General features: G+C 37.1%; 16 protein-coding genes and 2 tRNA genes. 3 read left to right on the forward strand and 15 right to left on the reverse strand.

All coding sequences use genetic code 11. From position 1 onward, the window contains the following. Positions 1-94 precede the first annotated feature (94 nt). Positions 95-170: transfer RNA gene (locus tag EFD62_RS02365), tRNA-Trp, on the forward strand. 325 nt (positions 171-495) lie between these two features. Here EFD62_RS02365 and EFD62_RS02370 read toward each other — a convergent pair. The 8 genes from EFD62_RS02370 to EFD62_RS02400 form a co-directional block, all read right to left on the reverse strand. Next, the gene (locus tag EFD62_RS02370; RefSeq protein WP_128705690.1) at positions 496-1,599 is read right to left on the reverse strand and encodes a GerAB/ArcD/ProY family transporter; all 1,104 of its coding nucleotides are present in this window, start codon (positions 1,597-1,599) and stop codon (positions 496-498) included. Between the two features lie 15 nt (positions 1,600-1,614). After that, entirely contained in the window at positions 1,615-1,791 is a 177-nt protein-coding gene (locus tag EFD62_RS17725; RefSeq protein WP_170176834.1) for a hypothetical protein, read from the reverse strand. A 3-nt stretch (positions 1,792-1,794) separates the two neighbouring features. After that, entirely contained in the window at positions 1,795-3,105 is a 1,311-nt protein-coding gene (locus EFD62_RS02375) for a Ger(x)C family spore germination protein (protein ID WP_128705691.1), read from the reverse strand. Further along, entirely contained in the window at positions 3,095-4,204 is a 1,110-nt protein-coding gene (locus EFD62_RS02380) for a GerAB/ArcD/ProY family transporter (RefSeq protein WP_128705692.1), read from the reverse strand. Before EFD62_RS02380 ends, EFD62_RS02375 begins: the two co-directional genes overlap by 11 nt. Before the next feature lie 33 nt (positions 4,205-4,237). Beyond that, entirely contained in the window at positions 4,238-6,007 is a 1,770-nt protein-coding gene (locus EFD62_RS02385; RefSeq protein ID WP_069193815.1) for a spore germination protein, read from the reverse strand. Positions 6,008-6,200: 193 nt separating this feature from the next. Then, on the reverse strand, positions 6,201-7,070 hold the full coding sequence (gene hflC, locus EFD62_RS02390; protein WP_069193816.1) for a protease modulator HflC: 870 nt from the start codon (positions 7,068-7,070) through the stop codon (positions 6,201-6,203). Between the two features lies 1 nt (position 7,071). After that, positions 7,072-8,040, reverse strand: coding sequence for an FtsH protease activity modulator HflK (gene hflK, locus EFD62_RS02395; RefSeq protein ID WP_069193817.1), 969 nt, complete (start codon positions 8,038-8,040; stop codon positions 7,072-7,074). Between the two features lie 152 nt (positions 8,041-8,192). Next, positions 8,193-9,005, reverse strand: a complete 813-nt coding sequence (locus tag EFD62_RS02400; RefSeq protein ID WP_128705693.1) for a 3D domain-containing protein — start codon at positions 9,003-9,005, stop codon at positions 8,193-8,195. 134 nt (positions 9,006-9,139) lie between these two features. Here EFD62_RS02400 and EFD62_RS02405 point away from each other — a divergent pair. Both EFD62_RS02405 and EFD62_RS02410 read left to right on the forward strand, forming a co-directional pair. After that, a tRNA-Pro gene (locus EFD62_RS02405) sits at positions 9,140-9,217 on the forward strand. A 284-nt stretch (positions 9,218-9,501) separates the two neighbouring features. Beyond that, positions 9,502-10,059 (forward strand): DUF4352 domain-containing protein, encoded by a 558-nt coding sequence (locus EFD62_RS02410; RefSeq protein WP_069193848.1) that lies wholly within the window; start codon positions 9,502-9,504, stop codon positions 10,057-10,059. Positions 10,060-10,105: 46 nt separating this feature from the next. Here the strand turns inward: EFD62_RS02410 and EFD62_RS02415 are convergent, their stop codons facing one another. From EFD62_RS02415 to EFD62_RS02445, 7 genes are all read right to left on the reverse strand, one after another. After that, positions 10,106-14,527 (reverse strand): coiled-coil domain-containing protein, encoded by a 4,422-nt coding sequence (locus EFD62_RS02415; protein ID WP_069196260.1) that lies wholly within the window; start codon positions 14,525-14,527, stop codon positions 10,106-10,108. 4 nt (positions 14,528-14,531) lie between these two features. Beyond that, the gene (locus EFD62_RS02420) at positions 14,532-15,248 is read right to left on the reverse strand and encodes a DUF6063 family protein (RefSeq protein WP_235832540.1); all 717 of its coding nucleotides are present in this window, start codon (positions 15,246-15,248) and stop codon (positions 14,532-14,534) included. Beyond that, on the reverse strand, positions 15,245-16,822 hold the full coding sequence (locus EFD62_RS02425) for a hypothetical protein (RefSeq protein ID WP_069193850.1): 1,578 nt from the start codon (positions 16,820-16,822) through the stop codon (positions 15,245-15,247). Before EFD62_RS02425 ends, EFD62_RS02420 begins: the two co-directional genes overlap by 4 nt. After that, complete coding sequence (locus EFD62_RS02430; RefSeq protein WP_069193851.1) at positions 16,800-17,846, reverse strand: Wadjet anti-phage system protein JetD domain-containing protein; 1,047 nt, start codon at positions 17,844-17,846, stop codon at positions 16,800-16,802. Before EFD62_RS02430 ends, EFD62_RS02425 begins: the two co-directional genes overlap by 23 nt. A 31-nt stretch (positions 17,847-17,877) precedes the next feature. Continuing rightward, complete coding sequence (locus EFD62_RS02435) at positions 17,878-19,575, reverse strand: RICIN domain-containing protein (RefSeq protein WP_235832541.1); 1,698 nt, start codon at positions 19,573-19,575, stop codon at positions 17,878-17,880. Between the two features lie 151 nt (positions 19,576-19,726). Continuing rightward, the gene (locus tag EFD62_RS02440) at positions 19,727-22,180 is read right to left on the reverse strand and encodes a glycosyl hydrolase (RefSeq protein WP_069193852.1); all 2,454 of its coding nucleotides are present in this window, start codon (positions 22,178-22,180) and stop codon (positions 19,727-19,729) included. A gap of 287 nt (positions 22,181-22,467) precedes the next feature. Beyond that, a complete protein-coding gene (locus EFD62_RS02445) occupies positions 22,468-23,019 on the reverse strand; it encodes a zf-TFIIB domain-containing protein (RefSeq protein ID WP_069193853.1) in 552 nt (183 codons plus the stop codon). Between the last annotated feature and the right edge of the window lie 136 nt (positions 23,020-23,155).

Here is a 23,155-nt window from a genome sequence, read left to right on the forward strand (position 1 = left end):
ATCTTACCACAAACAAGAGTAAAAATTACACAAAAAAATTTCTAAAAACCCATTGACATAAAAATAAAGCTGTTGTATACTATAAAAGCGTCGAAGGGGTATAGCTCAATTGGTAGAGTAGCGGTCTCCAAAACCGTTGGTTGCGGGTTCGATTCCTGCTGCCCCTGCCACCGCCTGTTTCATATGTGAAACAGGCTTTTTCATTTTGGCCTCTTTCATTTTCAAATCCTTCATTATCAAAATAGATTACCTCAATAATGCAAATAAATAAGGTGCACTTAAATATGCACCTAGCAGAGTTTAAAGGGGGTAACCTATGATTTTATATACACTTTGAAGCTAAATACTGAAACCATTAAAGGGTAAGCTACATAATAGCCTCACATGCATTCTTGTTAAACTAAGAATATAATTAATAACACTTTTTGTCAATAGTTGTAACATCACTGTAATATATTTTTTATATTGAGTAAGAAAATGTAATATAAACTTAATTTAAGGGGAAGTTTTTCTTTTCTTTCTACTGACAGCAGCCCTTGCAATAATTAAAAGCAAAACAGGCAAAACAAACGCTATCAGCCATGCAAGATTCCTGAAAGTCTCAGCTTCCAATAAAATGGAGTTCATTAACCTAGGCGGTATAAGGCTTATACTCATAACCACCAGTGCAAATGGCAATATGAGTGGCTTGTAATAGTAAAGGTCGAAGGTCTTTCCGAATACGTGCAGTAAAAAATAAAATACTGTGCTCAAATACATAAAACCTATAGTTGCCCAGGTTATGACCAGAATACTTTCTGCCCTTTCGAAGAACCGTCCAAATTTTATGATGCGCGCAAGCTCATATGCCGGCAGCAGATCATCCGTGGAAACCGGATAGGGATATACGCTTACAAACGAAAAGGTAAGGCTCACCAATACCATTGAACAGATTGTCAGGCCAGTAAACCCCACTTTGTTAAAAACATCGCGTTTTTTTATAAAGGGCGGTAGTAGGAATAGAAAGATTATTTCAGCAAAATCCGATATTCGAAGAGCCCCTTTTACAAAAATGTTGTAAGGTCCTGTACCCAATATAGGCATGATACTGTCAATACTCATAGATGGTATCAAAGCAATAACAAATAATGTAAAGCTGATTACAGTAATAGGAACGAGTATCGACTGAAACCTTATTAGAGGTTCAATTCCATGATAGGCGCTTATAACCATGCCTAACACAAAAAATAACATAATGAACCCTATTGGGGACATTGCAAACCCCATTGTTTTCATTTCCTCGCTGAAATTCCTAAGGTAGAATGACAGTAAAGCGGTCAAAAAAATTATTATGAGAATGCCCAACAGGATTTTTAAAGTTTTTCCGCCCAAAATCTCACCTATATCAATAATATCTTTTCCTTCAAATTTAGAATACAGCTTGCTAATTATATAGAAAGCTATGATGGCAAGAACTGATACATATATTGCCACGAACCATGCAGCTGGGCCGCCTATTTTTGCCATAGTACTCGGAAAATTCAGTATGGCTTTTGTAGAAATCATAGTAATTAGGAGGCATATAGCTTCATGGCTTCCAAAAGTAATGTTATTATTCATAATTAAAAACCACCTTTAATACCTTATATAGAACACAAATATCGGGAGGATAACAGCGGCCAGTGCAATAACGAAAATCATAATAGCACCAAGCCTGTTTTTTTTATCCCATGTCCACTTTCCGTAGCCTATTGTCTTTATAAATACCCATAATAGAATTATCGCCAAAATAAACCGCAAAAAGAAAATCATGATTTATTGCTCACCTTCCTCAGTACCGGTTGCCGGATTCGTTCTTAGCATAAGCCCTGGTCTTCTTATTTTAAAATCAACTTCCACTTCAAATTTAGAATCAGGATACTTTTCTATCCACTTGAAATCTGTCCACTCATCCCAAGTAAAAAATTTACCTTTCATTTCTTTTCCAAATCCCGCAGTATCACTACGAAGCTCTTGGGCTGTCTTTTTCAGCATTCTCATAAGACCCTTCTCAAAAAATTTTTCAGCTGAAGTCTCGAGTATGGTTACCTTATCAATACTTTCATAATTAATTCCGCTTTGTATTGAAAGGATATCTGCTTCGAGGAAAACCTTTACTTTTATATTGGGTTTTCCATCTATTATTTCAACCTTTCTCTTGGGATTTCTGTTTTGTCTTATATTAAGGGGAACAACATTATCTGCTGAGAGAGGGTCAGGTATTGTTACAAACGAGTAGCCGAAATTTCCCTCCAGCATTAGCTGTAATTGCGTTTCTTCCCCATCAAACTCACCCACCATTTTTGAGCCGTTAAAAACAGCAAGCCCCATTATTTCCGACTTTATTGTGCCTACTTTGGGCATATCTCCGGCTTTGAAATCGCCTTCTAACGGATAATCTCTTCCTTTTTCCCTATATGTGGAATTGTCTGTATTTATGTCATCTGAATTTTCAAATTGGCTTATATCAGCTAGAACCGCCAAAGGTTGAGTAGATTCACTAACCATATTTTTGTAAAAATTTATGATGGATGTGTTTGCTGAAAATCCTGTATATCTATATGCACTCAGTACCATCTCATAGTACTTCGCAGGATTTGATTCAAGCTCCGGCTCTACGGCTCTTAAATATCTCTCTGCAACATTTCCAGTGCCTCTAGCTACTAACATGTAAGAATTTGGTCTGAATTCTCTTCCTCGTATAAGAGCATTTATATATTTCTCAATGCCTTCCCTTGCCAGCTCCTCAGAAAAAACAACAACCTTTATCTGTGACATGTTCAACTGCTTGCTGACATAGGTGTTTATCATATTCAAACCGGAATAAATTGATGGAGCTTCAACGGTTGTAAAGGATACCGATTCTCCACCGCCACCTCCTCCACCTCCATCTCCTCCGCCCGCTACTTTTGTCGGAATTGCAATCTGAAGAGTCATTCGAATAGAATTACCTTCTCCTTTGTCAAAGCCAATAGCTATAGGATTAACCAGATCGTCAACCTCTCTTTTGTCAAAACATCCTGTCATGGAAAGGCACATAACAAAAGCAACAATTACTATAAAAGGCTTCTTTGCTTTACTTCCCATTTTTAGTAATACCTCCCCTTTTTCTTTTCATAAGCCTTGCAATTGTTAAAAGAACGAGTGTCATACCAAAGGTAACTATCCAAGAATAATACCTAATTATTCTGTTATCAATGTACATTATTTCTATTAAGCTTTTAGGTATTAGGCTTAGAGTAGATAGTATTATGGCAACAGGCAGTATAAGCGGTCTATAGTACTTAAGCTTAAAGGCCTTTGAAAATACATATACTATAATAAACAATCCACAACTAAGATATATTAGACCTGTCAGTGACCATATAAGCAAAAAGATCGACTCAATCCGTTGAAAGAACCTCCCATATTCCAAAACCCTTGACAATTCAAAAAAAGGAAGAGCGGTATTTGAAGAAGTAGGATATGGAAATACAAGTAAATAAGCAAGAATTCCTAAGGTCAAGACCGTCCCGGATATCGTAATTACTAATATGCCAATTCTTTTTATGTTTTTGATATCTCCCATAAAAGGAGGTATAAATAAAATAGAAATGAGGCCTGAATATATTGATACTCTTGGCAGACCTCCAACAAATATGTCATAAGATCCTGTACCAAGGATTGGCATTATGTTTGAAAGCTCAAAATTCTGAATAGAGCCTGCAACAATTATTATTATTCCTATTGCAATAAATGGAATAAAAATTGCTGCGCTTCTTGCCAAGGGTTCTATCCCAAAGTAGACACTAATAATCATGCCTAAAGCGAAGAACAGTACTAAAAAATCAATGGGAGATTGCGTAAAACTTATTATCTTTATATGCTCAGCATACTCTCTTAATTTAATTGAAATAATGAAAGCAATATCAATCACAACTATCAATCCAACTATGATTCTACCAATGTTACCGCCAACAAATTCACCGATATCCAATAAATCCTTTCCCTCAAACGCAGAGTAAAGTTTTGATATTATTAGAAAAAGGCATAACGCAATTATGGAAACATAAATTGTCATGATCCATCCTGCAGTTCCGGCACTATTCGACATAATACTCGGAAATCCTAAAATTAGCTGATTGCATATGAATAATAATAGAAGTGATATTACCTCTCTTTTTCCGAAAATTACTTTATCCTCCACGAAAGTCCTCCTATCTCAATGTCTCGATGTTTATTACTTGCCTCTTTTCTTATCACTTTTTGCCCATTGGCGTGATATTTTAGGTTGTTTTTTTGTATCCTTGGTATTTAAAAAGTCTGGCCTATTTTCCTGTTTCCAGATAGGTGCCCTAAAGAACTGGTCTTCATAACCACTATTGGTTTTTGGTCCAAAGGGAGCCATAAAAGGAACTCCAAAGGATTTTGCATTGCACAGATAAATGCTCTGTACAAACAATCCAAAGGTAATACCTAGAAAACCGGCTATAGCTGCAAGAAAAACATAAACGAACCTTAGAATTCGGAAGGAGAAGCCCAGCGAGAAATTTGGTATAGCAAAGGAGCCAATACCGGTAACAGCAACTACAATTATGAGAATAGGGCTTACAATATTTGCTGCCACTGCTGCCTGTCCCAATATCAAAGCACCGATTATTCCAAGGGTGGGGCCTATCGGGCTAGGGACCCTTAGACCTGCTTCACGGATAAGCTCAAAGGCAAATTCCATTATGATTATTTCTACAACCGATGGGAAAGGTACTCTTTCCCGGGAAGCTTCTATGGCAAAAAGAAGGTCCGTCGGGATCATTTCATGATGGAAATTGGTTATCGCCACATATAGCCCCGGTAAAAGCAGCGACATAAATATGGCTATTACCCTCATTACCCTTAACAAGTTTGCATAGGGGAATCTTACATAGGCATCTTCTGCCGATTGAAGGAAATCATTATTGGTAGTAGGCATTACAAGCGCAAAAGGACTTCCGGACATAATCACAGCCACTTTTCCCTCTGTAAGCATGGACGCCACTCTGTCAGGTCTTTCTGTAGCTATTATTTGAGGAGTAGGCATTATTGTATTGTCCTCTATATACTGCTCTAGCTCTCCAGTATCGAATATGTAATCTGTTTTAATATTCTCAAGGCGTCTTCTCACCTCATTTACCAAAGAGTCATTTGCAATGTCCTTTATATACAGCATTGAACAAGGGGTTTTACTTCTTTCTCCTATTGAAACACTTTCTGCCACCAAATCTTCGTCCTTAAGGATTTTTCTGATAAGGGCAGTGTTTACTCGAAGTACCTCATTGAAGCTTTCCTGGGGACCTCTTATAACAATCTCGTTGTTAGGCCTGTCTACCGATCTGTGTTGCCAGCCCTTTACATCACAGGCATAGGCAATATCTATTCCATCGACAAAAACTCCGCAGCCTCCAAAATTAATTTCATCAATAATCTCATCAAACTCGCGGGATACTTTTACCTGATTATGAGTGACCAAATTTTTATGAATATACTCTGAAATATTTTTATTTTCAGTACCCTTATCCTTTATGTCCAGATTGGAAAGAAGCATAAGCGGCTGGAGTATATTAAGATTTATGAGCATACCGTTAACCATTCCGTCATAAAAAATAAGACATGCGGAAATTGTTTTATCCTTCACTAAAATATCGAACTCTCTTAGAACTATATCTCCATTGGTAGGAATAGAAAACCTTTTTTTGAGATAATCAATATTCTCAGTAATGTCTTTGCTCACATATACCATTTTTTCAAGCTTATTATTTTTTTTGTCCGAACTACCGCTATCTTTTTCGTCATTGGAAGAGCGTGTAAAAAGGCTTCTTATGAAACCCTTTTTTTCTTTAACAGGAGACTTTTCATTTTTGTTCGATACGTCATCGATTTTTTCGGATTCCTTTTCCTTCAATATGAATTCTTCCTGGGGTTTAGGTTCTTTAAAAGCAAAAATATCTTTGATTAGTTTCTTGAAATTCGCCATATATTACACTCCTTAAGGAAATCTAAGTTATAATTCAAATATCTATTAGCTTTGGATACTATATCTAATCATATTATGGTTCGCAAGGATTCTAAATATACAAAAAAAAGGATTGGTGCTTATTATAAATTAAAGCATCAATCCTCTTCTAATCTTTTATCTATTTTTTTCTGCATCTATATCCTTAAGAGGTCTAATTGTCAATATCTTTAAAATACTTTGTAATAGGAGAATCTATAGGCAGTATCAGTGTCTTTTCTCCCTTGAGAGACTCTTTCATTGCTTCAAGCGTTATTATATACTCATAGAACTCTTTTTTCTCACCTGAATATGCATCGGAAAGAATCTTGATATATTCGGCTTCTCCTTCACCGATTAGCTCTTGGGCACTAGCTTTAGCTTCTGAAATAATAATATCTACCTGTTTATCCACTTCATTTTTTATCTTGTTTGCTTCATATTGACCTTCCGCCCTGTACTGCTCTGCTATTTTTTCTCTTTCGGATATCATTCTTTGATATACAGTCTCTTCGTTTTCAATAGGTAAATCCAGCTTTTTTATTTTTACATCATATACCGTAATGCCATAACCGCTAAGTTGTCTGGCTACTTCTTCAGTCACGATTTTATCGAATTCCCCTCTTCCGGACAGTTTTTCATTGATTATGCTGTTTTGCTCAAGGGTACCCATTGTATTCTTTACTGTATTGTAAACCGCAGCATCAATTCGTCTTTCTGCTTCTGATATAAAGCCAATGGACTTGACAAATTCTACAGGGTCGGATATATGCCAGATAATATAGTTGTCGATTACCATATCCTTTTTGTCCTTTGTCAATACATTTGATGCTTCAAGGTTATAAACTATTTTTTTATTAGGAAGGGTCAATTTGCTGTCAATAAATGGTGCCTTGAAATATAACCCGGCAGAGTCTTTTGTATCAATAATTTTTTCAAACCTTTTTATGCAGACGTATTCTCCTTCTGTGACAATAAACATACTTGATAACAGTATAATTAGTGCAAATCCTAAGACACAAGCTGCTATTATCTTTTTTATCATTCTATTCGCCTCCCTCCGAGTTAAATGGTTTTAGTGGAACAATCTTTTGAACGCCGGAAGAATCGTCTTCGATATAAACCGTAATACCTGGGAGTATCTCTTCCATAGTCTCAAGATAAAGCCTTGTCTTTGTAATATCTTTAAAATTCTTATACTCATCATACATTTTCAGAAACTTGGCCACCTCTCCCTTAGCCTCATTTATCTTTGTCTGTTTTGCCGATTCTGCATTACGCAATATTCGGTCAGCTTCTGCTTGAGCCTTTGGGAGCTCTGAATTTTTGTACTTATTTGCCTCATTCATTGCTGTCTCTTTGCTCTGTTTCGCATTCTCCACATTTTTGAATGCCTGCTTTACTTCTTCTGTGGGTGGTTCTGAATCCTGTATTTTTACATCCATTACCTGTATTCCTATATCGTATGTGTCAAGGCTAGATATCAGCTTTTCCTTAATTTCATTTTCAATTGCAATTTTGCCGCTGGTAAGAACATCGTCAATTGACGTCGATCCTACAACGGAACGGGCAGCACTCAAACTCGAGTTTCTAAGGATACCTTTGGGATCCATTGAACTAAAAAGATACTTTTTTGGGTCAGAAACCTTCCATTCGATGAAGAAATCAATTTTTACAATATTAAAATCTCCTGTAATCATTTTTGATTCTTCATCCACAGTTGAATATTTGCCATTTCCCTGATCTCTATAGCCCAGCTCAAGCTTTTGAGTCATTTGTACCGGCACTTTTATAACCGATTGTATTGGATATGGAAATTTAAAATGAATTCCTGCGCCCTCTACATTTGTGACCTTACCAAAGGTAAGCACTACAGCCTGCTGCTGATCGGTTACAGTATACCAGGAGTTAAAAAAAACAATTACAAGAACTATTGCGACAATTACTCCAATGATTAATTTAAATGGAGGTTTCTTAGGTCTCTTATAATCTGCCTTCATGTTTATTACTTCCATTTTATTACCCCCTTATCTAAAATAAATACTATAGATCTATGGTCCCGTCAAATTACTCCTATTCTATTATAAAGCCTTAAATTCCTTTAATTTAATAAAAAATTAATAAAAAAAAAGAAGTGTGCTATTTCACTTCTTCTTTTTAGAACTTTTTATAGAGAGATATCTTCAACATTTCCATCACCCAGCTTAACCAGGTAGACATCCCAATAATTAGTTCCTAGCTGATTTGCAAAGTCTTTGTCGAATACTGCAAAGTCGAATCTATATTTACCTTTAATTGCACTGCCCGTATCCATAGCTATTGCATAACCCAATCCCTTTATATAAAATACAGTTCCAAAGGGCCAGTAATTTTTATCGATGGCAACGGTTATTCCAGGAACAATCGGTTTGCCGGAGTTGGTTATGCCAATATCATTTCCGCATTCCTCTTTAGATGGCGTATATGCTGTTCCTAAAAACTTTCCGATGTATTGTCCTTTATCAATAGAGCCTCTTGAGCTTATTCCTTTAAATTCCGTATAGTTCTGAGGCTTTATGCCCACTGATGCTGCCAATTTTAATGTGTTTTGAAGCTCTATATTATCTTCCACCAATTCCTTGTTTATTCTCTCCATATCCGCACTTTTTGTTTTAAGCTCTTCAAACTCTTTTTTTATACTCTCATGCTGACTTAAAATCCTGCCGTAATCTTCCTTTAACAAGGCATAGTCATTTCTCAAGGATTCATTAAGGGTCTCTAAACTGACGTTTTCTTCAGATATGGTTTGTACCCTCAAAAATGTGTCCTTAAACTGCTTTTTTGTATTATTATACCAGTTGTATATTATAATGTTATTTACTATCAGACTGATTATAACAACAAACAGAAAATATATTATTATTCCGTATACCTTGCTTACCCTGTTAGTTTTATTGCACTTTTGAGGCTCAGTTGATGACGGTACATCATCGCTAAGCATATATTTGTCCTCCTTAAAAAATCTGGTTATTTTTATTTTAATTATCATCATATTTTAATATTTTTATACATAAAATTTTTTTAATTTGGATATTTACATCTGAAAAGAAGTGTGCTATAATTATAAATCGTTATCGGGGTGTAGCTCAGTTTGGTATGAGTGCTTGCTTGGGGTGCAAGAGGTCGCTGGTTCAAATCCAGTCACTCCGACCATAAAAATAAGCAACTTACGTGTATTTTGGTAAGTTGCTTATTTTTATGTTTTTTACCCCTATTTTACCCTATTATTTTCTCTTTCTACTCCAAAATCTTGTCGCCCAATTGAATATGTGCCTTTGTGTATTCATAACATAAACACAGCAAAGGTATATATTATCGTGTAATTAACAAAAATATGTACATGATACAACTAAAAAAATATGGAGGTTGAAAGAAAATGAATTATGACATTCATAAAACGGGTGGTTATGATGTTTAATTAAACAAGGAGTGGTAATTTGAGAAGGTTCATAGCTTTACTGATTTTTGCCGGTGTCATGCTGCTCGTTGGATGTAATGATTTCGTTCCTCAAAAGCCAGGAGAAAGCACAGCTCCCCCAATCAATAGCACCAATGCGCCAACAAAAACAAATGCCCCGAAGACTCCTGAAGTTTCGGCTGAAGATACTGCAAAAATATTTAATATAGGTGATATTGCTCAGATAAATGATGTAACATATACTGTAAATGGCACAAGAGAAGTTCCTGAAAATAGATATCTTTCCCCCGAAAAAGGTAATATATGGTATGCAATTGATATTACTATCGAAAATAAAGGTGGCGAAAACTTTAATTTTAGCTCAATGTTAATGTTTACATTAATGGACGATGAGTCCAATAGTTATGATGTGGCAATTGTTCCTGATTTAAAAGGATCCGTTGACGGTGAAATAGCTCCGGGTAGCAGTCTTAGGGGCGAAGTGGCTTTTGAAATACCGCAAGACGCAAAAGACCTTAAGCTAGAGATAGACCCAATCCTCTTTGGAGATGAAGTCATTATTAAATTAGATCGTTAATATGTAAAAAATCCTCAGGATTAGACCCGAGGATTATTTTTTGCATTTAGAACAGTGTCATTTGCTCATGTTTCACTTTGTAAGCAGCCGATTCAAGTCCTGCATTGGATTTAATAAGGTTAGACTGTATTACACTCATGTTCATTCCTGTAAGCATCCTGTGCAGTAGGCTATACACCACATCAAACTGCATGTATATGTCCACCTGCATATGCCCTGTAAGGCATATCAACTGGGTATTTGTCGCTTTCGCAAGCTCGAAAATATACGACAGTAAATAGCTTGCATTTGCCTGCCCAAAAGGGTTGTCTATCCATATAACCTTGCTTGAACCCTGCCATCCGGTTTTTTTATACCTTAAATATGAAATAATCGAGATAAACATGGCAAAAAATCCTGCCAACTTCTCTCCTCCAGACCAGCTTATAACTACCTCCCATGGGATATAGCGGGAAGCTCCAACAGTTGATTCGGGTTTAAAGACCTTAATTGAGTATTCGTTGAGGCTTGTAACAGCATCTAAAAGCCTTACAGGCGACATTATTTTTGCTATTTCGCTGTCAATTCTCGCTACATCATATTTACCTTCTGCCTTCATCTTCTCAATTTCACTGATGGATTCCTCAATATAACGAGCCATCAGGGCTTTTCCTTCTTCTGGGTGCAGGGAGGGCATTTCTATTACTATGGTCTTTTTTGTGGTGTCATTTATTTTTATTTTTGAAAAAGTATCAACGGATTTCAATTCCTCGTATATCGCTTCTGCCTTACTATAACAGCGTTCTACAATTTCTTCCTTATCCTTTAAGGATTCATTCAATTGAAATTCCGCTGCTTTTTTCATGTTTTCAACGCTATCGAGTATATCCTCAAATAGGCCCTTCACATATTTATAGTTATACATATCACTTTTCATGATTTTATCCAGAATCAGCTTGATTGTCATGTTTTCGGTCCAAGTAGCCTCACCATACAATTCATTATAGCTTTCTCTAATATCTGACTGCATCGTTTTTAGATTGTTAGTAGCTTCGCGATAGTAATTCTTTATTTCATTTGCAATAATGGAAATCTCTTCAACGGGGTACTTTAAAATATCCCAGAGAGAAATGGATTCTCCTTTATACACAAGGCTATCCATATTTTCCCTCGAAGAGGCTTCGATGCTTATATTATTATAATTAATATACTCTTCCAGCCTTTCCTGGTATTCCACCAACTTGCCTCTTCTTATTTCGACTTCCTCCAGCTTTTTTGCATTCTTCTGTTTTTTCTTTCTGTATGCATCTATTTGTTCATTAAAGGAAATTTTATCAATGCCTTCTATCGATTCAAACTCAAAAGGCTGCAGATTGTATTTTTTCTGTATCTCCTTTCTCTGTATTTCTTCCTTGCCTTTTAGTTTTTCAATGTTTCCAAAATATTTCCGTTCTATGCCCTCAAGTTCATTAACCTCTGACTTTAGCGAAGTATGTATTTTCCTTTCTTCTTCAATTTCTTCCTCTGTAAAGAATGTAGTCATTCCTTCAAAGTCGGACTCATCAAATCCCTTTGAACGAATCTTGCTTAAGCCATTTTCTTCGGTTTTTCTGCTTTTTTCAATAAACTTCCTTATATGTTCGCCGTCTCTGTCAGCAATCTTTACTTCAAGTCCCCGAGCTGTTGAAAGGATTTCTTCTAAAGTTCCGGTTATTTGCATTTCAGGCTTTTGAATGCTTAATTTAGCTGCTATTTCACTATAAATTCTTCTTTTATCCTCATACAGTCTTGAGTTTGCATTTAAGCTGTTTTTAACATTCTCAATATTTTTTAATATCGAATCAATTTTTTCCTTGAAAATCCTTATTTCATCATCAATTTGAGTGAGCATCTGCTCTTTCGCTCGAAGATCTTTATTAAGCTTTGCCACTTCATCTTTTAGCTCCATATACAGCGTAAGATTTTCAATGTCCTTCTCCTTTTCCTTTATAAGTTCATTCGTTTGCTCAATAACAACACGATTTTCTCTGCTCTTTTTATCAAAAAGCTCCCTTTTTTCTTTGATATCATTAAGGGTATCATCATTTTTCTTAATATTTTCTAAAATAGCATCAGAATGAGATTTAGTCTCCTTCAGCCAGCCTTCGGGATAGGACTTTACAAATTCACGACATCTTTCCATAAGCCCAGTTATCTTTTCAACATCTTTTTTCATTCCTTCATACTCAGCCTTTAAGCCGGAAATATTCTGATCCATTCCCTTAAGATAAGCTTTAAAAAGCTCGGAATCTAAAGCAAGAGCATTATTTTTGGAATAAACCACATACATCTCCATGGAGCCTAATCGGTCAATTCCCTTTGATAATTCCGGACTGTCCTTTGGAGCCATTATTCCCTCTTCTGAGTCCACTATAAAAGTAACAGGGTAGCTTTCAACCAGTTCCGGCATTCCATCAAACAGAGAACCGTCCCTTGTTTCAAGCTCCTGTTTATCTATTATTATGGAATGGCACAAAAGGGGATTTTGGTGCAAAAGAGCCTCTCTCAAATCCTCACGTTGGTTCCTTAGCCATAATGATCCCGGTATGCACCTTATACCCTGGTCTTTCAAGTACTCACAAACCTTTTTCAGCTCCATATCCGGAATGTAGTATTCGCTGCCATCAAATAGATACTTTCTCTTAAGAAGCTCGTGGTACCGTCCTAAAACATCACTTAGAGAGTTATCCATTTTTATTTTAAGAGCATTAAGGGCCTCATAAGCTTCTTTGCTGTAGACATCCTCAGAAATCTCATACATGGATATTTCCTTGTTTATTTTTGAATAATCCTTTTCAAATGCGCCAATTTTTTCATCCAGATTGTCTTTTTTCTGACGCAAAGCCGCAGTGCTTTCTTTTATCCTGTTCTCCTTAATTGATAAATCTTCCATCAAGTTGCTTATTTCTTTGATTTCTTTCTCAAGACTTTCTATTTTATTTATAAGCTCATCTTTGTCTTTGGTTAAATTTAATAGGCCTTCCGAAGGAGCAGCCAAAAGTGTGAGATCTTTTGCAAAATATGAGGTGATTTGGTCTAGTCTTTCTTTTTTATCTTTAAGCCTTGTACGAATAGAGGAAATAAGGTCTCTTACACTGTCTCTTTCAATATTCTTTTCCTTAACTTTTATCTCAAGCTCTACCTTCTCCTTTGACAACGCATCCCGTTCGTTCTTTAAATCATCTAGGTTTTTTTCTATTTTCTTTATCTCTTCCTCAAGCAGAACTTTTGCATAATATATGTAATTTTGGTACTCTCTATCAATATCATTCTTCTCTTTTGAAAGCGTATCAAGCTGCGCTTTATATAATAAAATCTCATTTCTTGCCTTAATAACTTCCTCATATATAACAGCAGATTCCATGAAATTGATTTTTTCTTTGCACTTTTTAATTTTATCCTCCAGCGACATAATTTCTTTTGATACTTCTTCGTGCTTTACTCCTATAGATTCAAGTTCTATAAGTACATTCTTATAGTCAAGACTTTCCCTTTTATATGAAAGCTCTTCAATTCTTGCGGCAAATTCATTATCGTTGTGTTTTAGATTTCCACTTTCGGTATAAAGCCTGTCCGATGCAATGGTGATAAGGTTGGAAAGGGTCAGTATATCCCGGCTGATGCTGTTTATCTCATCGACAGTTACACCATAGTTATATAGCTCTGAAAGGAGCTTTGATGCCTTCTCGCAAAAAGCCTCATACATCTTTATATTATGCTGATAAGTAGGTATATTCTTTAAGTTTTCAAGATGCTTTTTGAAGGTCTCGGCCAGTATCCCGGAAACATCCCCTTCTTGCTGAGGAATATTTGGGATAATAAGCTTCTCAATGACATTCCTTGACTTTCTGGCATTTTCAAAAAATTTGTCAATTCCGCCCTCGGATTGATTTATGACCTTTATAGCTTCATATTCCTCCTTGAAAAGATTAAAGGTGTAAAGCTTGTCCCTGTACTCTCTTTGGCGGTCACGGGAGTATACATTAATATTAAGCCGCATTTCTGATGACAGTTTCTTCAAATAGCTCTGGTATTCTGAAAATCCAATAACTTGTTTTTCTCCGTTTATTGCCTCAAGGCCATTTATATCCAGATCATGGGGTAAGGTGTATTTGTGAGTATAAGTAAAAAACCTTAGTCCATCAGCATTTTTAGATACACAAATACCTGTAAGAAGATATTCGCCCATGATACCGTCAAGCTTCCATTCGACCATAATATGGGTGGGAGAAGCTCCTGGCTTAAAATAATCGCTAAAGTTTCTGCTCCCCATACTTGTATTGGGCAGCACAACCTGAAGAGCCAATTGAAGTATGACACTCTTGCCTCCACCGTTTTCAAGATTCAGGAGAGCATTTTTTCCATCGAACTCGAAAATCTCGTTTGCAATATATTTTTTATCGTCATCATATCTGAAATTAACAATTCTAAATCTGTTTATCTTTGGCATAAAATCATATCCTTTCAATAAAAGAGAGGACTTCTCTCTTCCTGGTGCTTTCGGGGTAATAGCTTATTACAAGGGTATCTAGCTTGTCCGTGGTATAAATCTCACTGTCATTATCCAAATTTACAAGCCCTTGTTCCTGAAGGAATTTAATTGTTCTATATATGAAACTTATTCTTGTGCCTTTAGATTGACTAAAGCTCTTTATTTTTTCATCATACGCAGGCATGTCAAGCCATAGCTTTGATACACCCCTGAAATTAAAATTCAGTGTTTCATCGACTTCCTCATTGTTCTCCAAGGCATCAACAGCATCAAGTTTTGATGTTATATATGCTTCAAGCTCTTCAACCTTCAGCATGGTGCGAACCTTGTTGTTGTAATTTTCGCCGTTGAAAAATTTGATAACAATAGATAGAATTATTACATAAGCCAAATAGAGCTCTGTGTTGTTTGCAAAGCCCATTTTATCCCTCAACTCTTCGTTGGTAAAGCCCAAGAATTTGTTATCCGTTCTGGGTGTATAATAGAGGGTATCTGAAGAATGAAGCACCATTATCCCGGATTCTTCTTCAAATATCCTCATAATATATGATATCTCAGAGTCTTCGTAGGACATAAACAGTTCAGGATCATCCTTTTTTGATATTTTAGACTTTTCGATCAAGTTCATAAACAAAGAAAATGCCTTTCTTACCGAATCCGGTGACAGATTTTCCATCATTTTTCCCCCTTAATAATAAAATCTGTTATCTCATTTCCGTTTTGAAAACTCATCTTTTTATCTGTGGATATTAAAATCAGGGTTTTTAAAGCTCTAAGCTCGGGTTTTTTAGTAAATATCCTATCAAAAAGGTAATAAATATTTATGTTGTAGGCGGAAGTATCCCTAACCATCCTGCTTAAAATATCTTCTAAGTCTTTAAAATCAATTAGCTTGTTTTGATGAAGGATTATAACCAGACTATAAAAATCAAAATCGAAGGACGCCATATCATACAAGTCTGCATCAAGCCTTTCAGTTGCACAGCTAAGATATGATTCACCTGCATAAAAAGCTTCAAAAAGTATAGCCTCAAGGTAAGCCATGACCTTCTGGTCCCGTCTTTCCCTTTCTTCCCTCAGTTCCTTTTCCTTTATTTCCATCGCAACTTCAATATCTATGTTCTCCCGTTCATCTTCCTGGGCTTCAGTCTTTATCCGCTGCGGATCTAAGGCTTTGAATGGATTAAAAACCTTAAGGGATGCATTGTTTGTAAAAAGCGGAGACAGTATGCTTTTTAAGGGCTGCGGATTTAAATTCTTTGAAATCAGCATATCAAAGATACTTTTTTCAAAATCTATAAATTCACTTACTCCCTGGCGAAGCCTTATTTCTATAGTTTTTAAGTATTCGCCCACAATGTCAAGCTTTTCGTTAAAAAGTCTGTCATGCTCGGAGGTTGTTATATTGAGTTTTTCTGTCAGTATTTTTATTTGCTCAAGGCTCTTTAGCTCATTTTCTTCAAGGTCAAAATAATTAATTTTTTCAAGGTTTTCTCTCTGCTCTTTAAGTATCCTCTTTATATTATGAAATTCCCGTCTTTCAACCTCAAACTGCTCCTTTATCCTAGAAAAAAGCTGTTTTAAATCTTCAAAATCAATCCCCAGTACGTTTTGGCGTATATTTAAAAGCAGGCTTTCAAGCTTTTCGCGAAGCTGCCTTACTTGGAGATTCAGCTCGTTTACAGTTTGCAGAGCTCCTGAAAATACTCCTTTTTCAATCTGTTGCTTTAAGTACATCTGAGTTATGTTTATCCTAAATTCCGAATATATTTCCCTTGTCTTAAAGAGGAGCTCCATCCCTCGGTCTGTAAGTTTGTACCTTGCTGATTTCTTAATCTCGTAATATGAAGTATCAATGAGCTTAAGTGAAATACTTTCATCTCTGTTGGTTTCTAGATTTCGAAAGCTAAATTCAAATACCTCACCGCCGCTTCCGGCTATTGAGTCCCTTATATAAAACGCCATTTCCCTCGACTCTTCCTGAGTCATATTAATATCATAGGACCTTCTTAAAATGGTCTGTAAAAAATCTGCAATGTCCTCAATACTGCATTCTTCACGCCCGATTAACATGTTTTCCAGTATAAACAGCAAAACAGAAAACCCTACAGAAATCATGTCAACCTCACTATATTTCTGAAAACCTATGAGCTTTCGCGACAGGTGTATAAAAGGTGCTAAATTATTCATTCTCTGCCTAAAATCCTTCAGGCAATCTAAAGCTGTGCCTTCATAGGCTTTTGACTGGTGCAAATTTCACCGCCTCCTGTGGAATATACTTGCCATTAAAAAGTATGATGGATATTTCCCTTCTGCTCTCTTCATCAAAGTGCATGAGAAACAGGTCAAGGGGTACCTCCGACTGGTTCGTCCTAAGCTTAGGAGGCTTTCTTGCTGCCTTCACAAGCATCTGATACAGTCTAACATGCGGTACTATCAAATCCCTGTCGTATTTTGATGCCAAAGAGTTGTATATGCCTATACCTTCAAAATCAATGTCGCCAAAATAATATACTTTCTCTATCTTTGTACCCACTGCCACTTCATTTAAAAAGCTGTAGCTATTTATTATCTTTTTGCCCTCACCGTAAATGAGCATATCTACATTAATCCCATACAGTTCCCGATCAGGCTTTCTTTCCAGATACTTTACAACAGAATAAAAAGTGTCCTTGTTTTCTATAATTAATATGTTAAGACTATCCTTTGGTTCGAACAATATATAAAAGAAAGCCTCTAAAGTCTTGTAGCAATTCAGGTCCTCAAAGGAGAGGCCCAATCGTTTTAACAAAGTCCTTCCGTGGGATTCAAGGAATTTTTCATTATTGAAAATTTCAAAAGACCTTTCATTCATAGTGCATCTATATTCTAATGATCTGCTTGAAGCGCTGTCAAGAAGATATTGAGACAGCATCAGTATATATTCCCTGTCCTCCTTGTATGCCTCAGGGTTTCTAAAATAATAACTCTTATCAAGCTTTGGGTTAAGTGATTGCAGCTCTAAAATAAGCTCGTCGCTGAGTTTGTTTTCATTATCTATTAGTATTCTGTATTTGTTGTATAGAGGAGGATTGCGGCCATTGATCCCTGATGCTTTTACCGGAGAAAGAATTCCCTTGTCGCAGAAAACATTAATAAAAGCTGCAAAAGACCGGTATCCTCCCTTAAGCTCAAAGCCATCTACTCCAAATTGCTTTTCAGCTTTCAGAAGAATGTCATAAGTTTCAATCACCTTTTTGGTATGTTTTTCTAGTGCTTGGTAAATAAGTCTTTCCATTGTAATATCCTTTCGATGTCAGTTGAATAATTTATTGTCCCATAAGCAAATGCCTTTTTAACATTGTCATGTCTATAGAATTTATTTTAGAATCGCCATTTAAATCGGCAGCCCATTTTCCGTTTTCATGAGGAAATTGGTCAATAATCTTAAGCAAATATCTTTTTAACAGTGTTAAATCCGTTGAATTTACTTTGGTGTCTCCGTTGATATCTCCTTTAATTAATTTGGGTGAAGGTTCGGGATTGGATACAGGTACTAATTTCCAATGTTGATTTGAACCTTCAGCATCGGACCACTGTTGAATTATTCCGCCGTCGGCCGTTGACCATTTTTGCACATCTACCAGCTTTTCGTTGCTTCGACTGGAAATCTTATAATATCCGTCCCCTATGTCTATGAATTTCCAATGCTGATTGTATCCGCCGTTGCTGGTATACTGTATTAAGACTCCACCATTTTCCTTGGACTCGTCTTTTACATCCAAAACTCTTCCGCTTTTAGCGTTTACTATCTTTTTGTAGCCGCCGCCCACGTCGACAAGATACCACTGCTGACTTAGGGAGTCATTGTCGCTCCATTGAACTATTTGAGCTGCGTTTTCGGTGGAACCATTTAGGACATCCAAGAGTTTTCCGCTGTTTTTGTTTACCAGTTTGTAGCGCGTAGAATCCGGTATGTACTCGTAGACTTTCCCTAAAGAAGCATCAATCTTTATAGATTCATAATAAGGAAGCTCAAGCTTTGTGTCGGATATAAAGTTTATTGGAAGCCATACATATTGGGAGTCATTTACCTTTCCTCCCCATGCGCCAGCCCAACGGTCCCCAGTATACAGATAGGTGGTCTCCAAACTGCCCTGAACAGGAACAATAAATGTCGGCTGCGATCTGTATGTAGTTGAATTTCCGAGATTATTGAGTGAAGACCAACCACTGGCCAAATCTTTGGAATAGGCATATTTAGTCTGATTGGGATTCCATCCCGTACAACCGGAGGTAATCAGGTAGTAGTATCCGTTTCTTTTTATAAGGCAGGGAGCCTCTCTTTGCTGTCCCACAAATAGCTTTGCTTTTAGGGATGCGATATTTTTGTAATCGGGGGTTAATTCGTAAAGATGCAGGTCCATATTTTCATTGGCTGAGGATATAAAATACCCCTTGCCGTCAGTATCTACAAATACATTACAGTCTCTTGACATATACCCCGGCAGGCCGTGGTCTGTAACTCCTGTATTTTCCATGGGGCGAAAGCTTCGAAGATATGTGAAATTGCCGTCAGGAGTTTTACAGTATGCCACAGCCGCCCTTGCCTGACCATAGTTTATACCGTTTTCCCAGTGCATCCACATGACAAACTCGTCAGTTGATGCGTTATACATAACTTTTGGTCTCTCAATATTGCATCGATTTAGCTCTGGGGCAGAGTTCGGAACGAGGACCTCTCCTCTGTATTCCCAGTTTACAAGGTCTTTCGACCTATAACAGCGCACACCTAGAAAGTAGTTGGAACTATCCCGGTATTCACCGTACCAGTAGTAATAATCGCCATGCTTCAAGAAGCCTCCTCCATGGGCGTGTATCACATTTCCTGACGTGTCTTTAAACTGTGTTCCGTTGGTAATGGCTTCATCCGCTCCTAATACAGAGAAATTTCCGATAGTTCCGATTAGAAATGTCATAAAAACCAGTGTTAAAAGCAACCTAAATCTGACGGGTTTTGTCTTCAATTCCTATCCCTCCCCCTAAAATGATATTACTCTAAATAACAGCATTCCGATGCTGTGCGCTAGTATTGAAAATCTATATAAATTAACCGAATTGCACAAGGAGATCAAGTTTAGTATATAATATATATTTTCTCATATTATGCCTGGGAGTTCAACTGGAAGCAGGAAAAATTTTCAATACAACTCTTTTAATAATCGTCATATCAGTAGAATTAACTTTGCCATCCCCATTAAGATCCGCAGCTGCAATATCATCTTCTACCGGCAGATCTACAATTATTTTCAGAAGATACCTTTTCATAAGGGTCACGTCTGTGGAATTTATTTTACCGTCACCATTTAAATCGCCGACCAAAACCTCATTACCCTTGCCGACTGAAACTGACATGGAGTGTGGTGGAATTGTTATTGCTTTTCCATCGGAAAATGTAACCTTTTTTGTAACCGATGAAGCATTATAAGCAACATAGGTTCTGGTGCTGTCTTTATTAAATACCGAGTATAATGGTGTGTCTGCAGTAATGCTAAAATCAGGAAGCCCTAAGCCATCAAGATTGCAAATCCAGTGATAGGTATGAGCCCGGCTTTCCCCATCTTCGGGCACAATGCTTTCGTTCCACATGCTTTTAGCTGCCGCGGGATTATAAAGAGCATAATACATGTACTGTATATCTTTCCAGTTGGGAGGTTCCGATGTTCCGCACTCTTTTAGCATCTCGTCATAGTTTTCCTTTACATAGCTGGGGTCTTTTCCAAGATACAATGAGGCAGCCGTAATTGGAAGAAAGTTTATACCGTGCTTTTCCGAATTTGTACCATCCCACCAAATTTCATGACAGTATTTGCCTCCCCATACCATAGAAGCGTAGTTATGCCCGTAGGAAGGCGCAAATATATCCTTATACAGATCGAACCAGTAATTGTTGATAGCTTCAATCTCAGTGGTATAAAGATAAATTCCCAGATCCCTTATCGTTTTATTTCCCGTTGCTTCTCCCCATAGAATTATTGCCTGCCATGCATTGATTGCCTCCGATGATGACTCCTGATTGTTGCCGTCTGCAAAGCCTGCATGGCCTGCTGCCCAAGAATGCCCTTCATAGGGGTCAAAGTTTCTTAGAAACGGAAATCTAGTGTCGTTTCTGTCCCAGTTTGCAATTTCCTTGATTAACAACTCCGTCATTGCACCCCAATTATCTTGAGATGCCCATTCCCGGTCTCTTAATGCTATTTGGGCTGCAGCGTGAAGAAAATAACCGTAATGGAAATGGTGGTCATTTAGTTGTTCGTCACTTCCGTAGCTTGAAGGATAGCCTATCAGAGTTCCCCAATTACTGTCGTAGTAAAATAGTTTTGTTGTTTCTCCTTCCTCTGCAGTGAACCAATCTTCAAGAGATGATTTCATGAAGCTTAAAAAACGGTCGGAGGCAGAAGTATTTCCAAGCTGCTCTGCAATGGGAAGAGCGCATGAAAGCTTGCCAAGATGCTTTCCATACCAATAGGTATCATTGGCAAGAGGAGAGGTTGCCTGTAGAGCCAGTTCATTGATATATGCATTCAATGCTGCTCTGTCATAGGTTCCTTTATCGGGAAGGTTTGGCAAAATCCCGTGGTAGCGATACACAGTTTTAAAACTTGTACCTTGTACAGTTTTCATTGTGCCTCTCAGTGTTGAATAATTATATGGAAGAGGTGAAATAAGCGGGTTGTTGCGCCATTGATGAGGATAAAGGGCAAAAATTGTGCCTTTGTTTGCTCCTTCCTTTAAAGAAAGTTCTGCTGTAAAAGTAGTAGTAAGAGTGCTTTCAATCTCATTGTAGCTCCAGTCTACCTTCGTATCTGTCACGAAGGCATAGGCATAGTCTTTATAGTATGTAAGGGTGGAAACTTTATTGTCGGGTAAAACCGCAATGGAAAAATAGTTTTTTCCTGTCGGAAGAATGCAGGTTATTGTGCCGGTTCCAATCCCGTGCCATGTAGAACCGGACGGAGCAAAGAGACCATAATTTTCACCGTTTATTGTAATACCAAGATATTGGGTGGTAGAATCTCCATAAAATACTGTCGGAGTACTGGAGAAATCAAGCCTAGGGTTTCCGCCGGTGAAAGCAAAATAGGAGTACGGACTTCCCTTCATCAATGTTGACTTAATGCTACTTGAGCCTGATGCCATAACTACATCGGTGGCAAAATCGGATATTTTGTCTGCCCTTGCATCAGGAAAGTTTCGAACCGATGAGTGCCCAACGGTAAAATCATTTTTATGGGCACCGATATAAGCTATTCCCGATCCGCCTAATGCTGGCTTGCCTATTTCAATACCTTCACCCTTAAATCTAAATGTCAAAGGGTGAGCAAATATCGGAAGTGAGTACTGTTGCCATAGAATTGAGCTCTCCCAACTGTTGGTAGGAATTGCTCCTTGTAAATTCGAAGTCTTATAGATTTCTGTCTGAGGCCCCTTGGATCCCAAAGGCAAAACACTGGTATAGCTCCCGACACCCTCACGGTAATACTGGGCACTGACAATTCCGAAAGGTTGTATAACACAAAACAACATTATCGCTGCCAGTATAAATGATATTGCTACTTTTTTCTTCGACATAAGTTTTCTCCCCTTAGTAAGCAGTTTCTATACTTATAATTTACATTAGTAGTTTTACTTAAAGCAATCCATACATTCGATTGCAGCTATAACCACAAATTGCCATAGATAATATATAGAAACTGCCCCATATGTATATAGGTTGAGCCATGGATAAATACTATTTGAATCAAAAGAATTATATATTAATACTTATTGAAGTGCAACTTAGAAGCAACCATGCTTATGGAGATTGATGATATAATTAAAAAATTGTGTGGAGCAGTGCTTTTACTGGGCTCGGACCTTTATATTTTATACGGGTCTTCATCAAGAAGGTAGGAGAGCATTTCGTTCTTTTTCTCCTTTTTGTATATCCATTCCCTCATTTCTTTGAGCCTTTCATAATCCCAGCGTCCAAACTTTTTTATGTATTTATCTTGAAGGTTTTCCCTTGCTGCTTCTTCACGAATTCTCTTTTGCCAAGGCTTTGTAAAAAAGTTGTGTATTTGTCCATGCAAATTGTTAAGCTTTATATTTTCCCACTCGTTTTTATCAAACCACATTCCGTTACAGTTACCACAATGCTCTACATAAAAGTCCAGCCTATTGTCAACCCTGTATTTTATGAGTATTCTGCCGCAGTCCGGGCATATTTTTGCCTGGGTGGTGTCCTCCACCGGCAAATGGCTTTTTATATTAAAGGGTTTTCTTATTTGACTTGAGTTGTTTATATGCCACCTCCAATAATCCTCATACCTCATCCAGTTTCCGCCACAAGATTTGCAAGAATATGCATATAGCTCATCAATCAAGCCTGTTTTTTCAAGGAATATGTTTTTGCATATAGGACATTTCATATAATTACACACCTCCCTTAATATACTCTCATTTTCTTAAATATCTTCGATATTCAAAGTAGTTCATTTTGATTTGTCTGAGCTTTACTCCCTATATTATTTTTATTTATACTTGTACATAAATATTCTTATTTAG

Origin of the sequence: Acetivibrio mesophilus (assembly GCF_004102745.1) — a bacterium.
Classification (GTDB): Bacteria; Bacillota; Clostridia; order Acetivibrionales; family Acetivibrionaceae; genus Hungateiclostridium; species Hungateiclostridium mesophilum.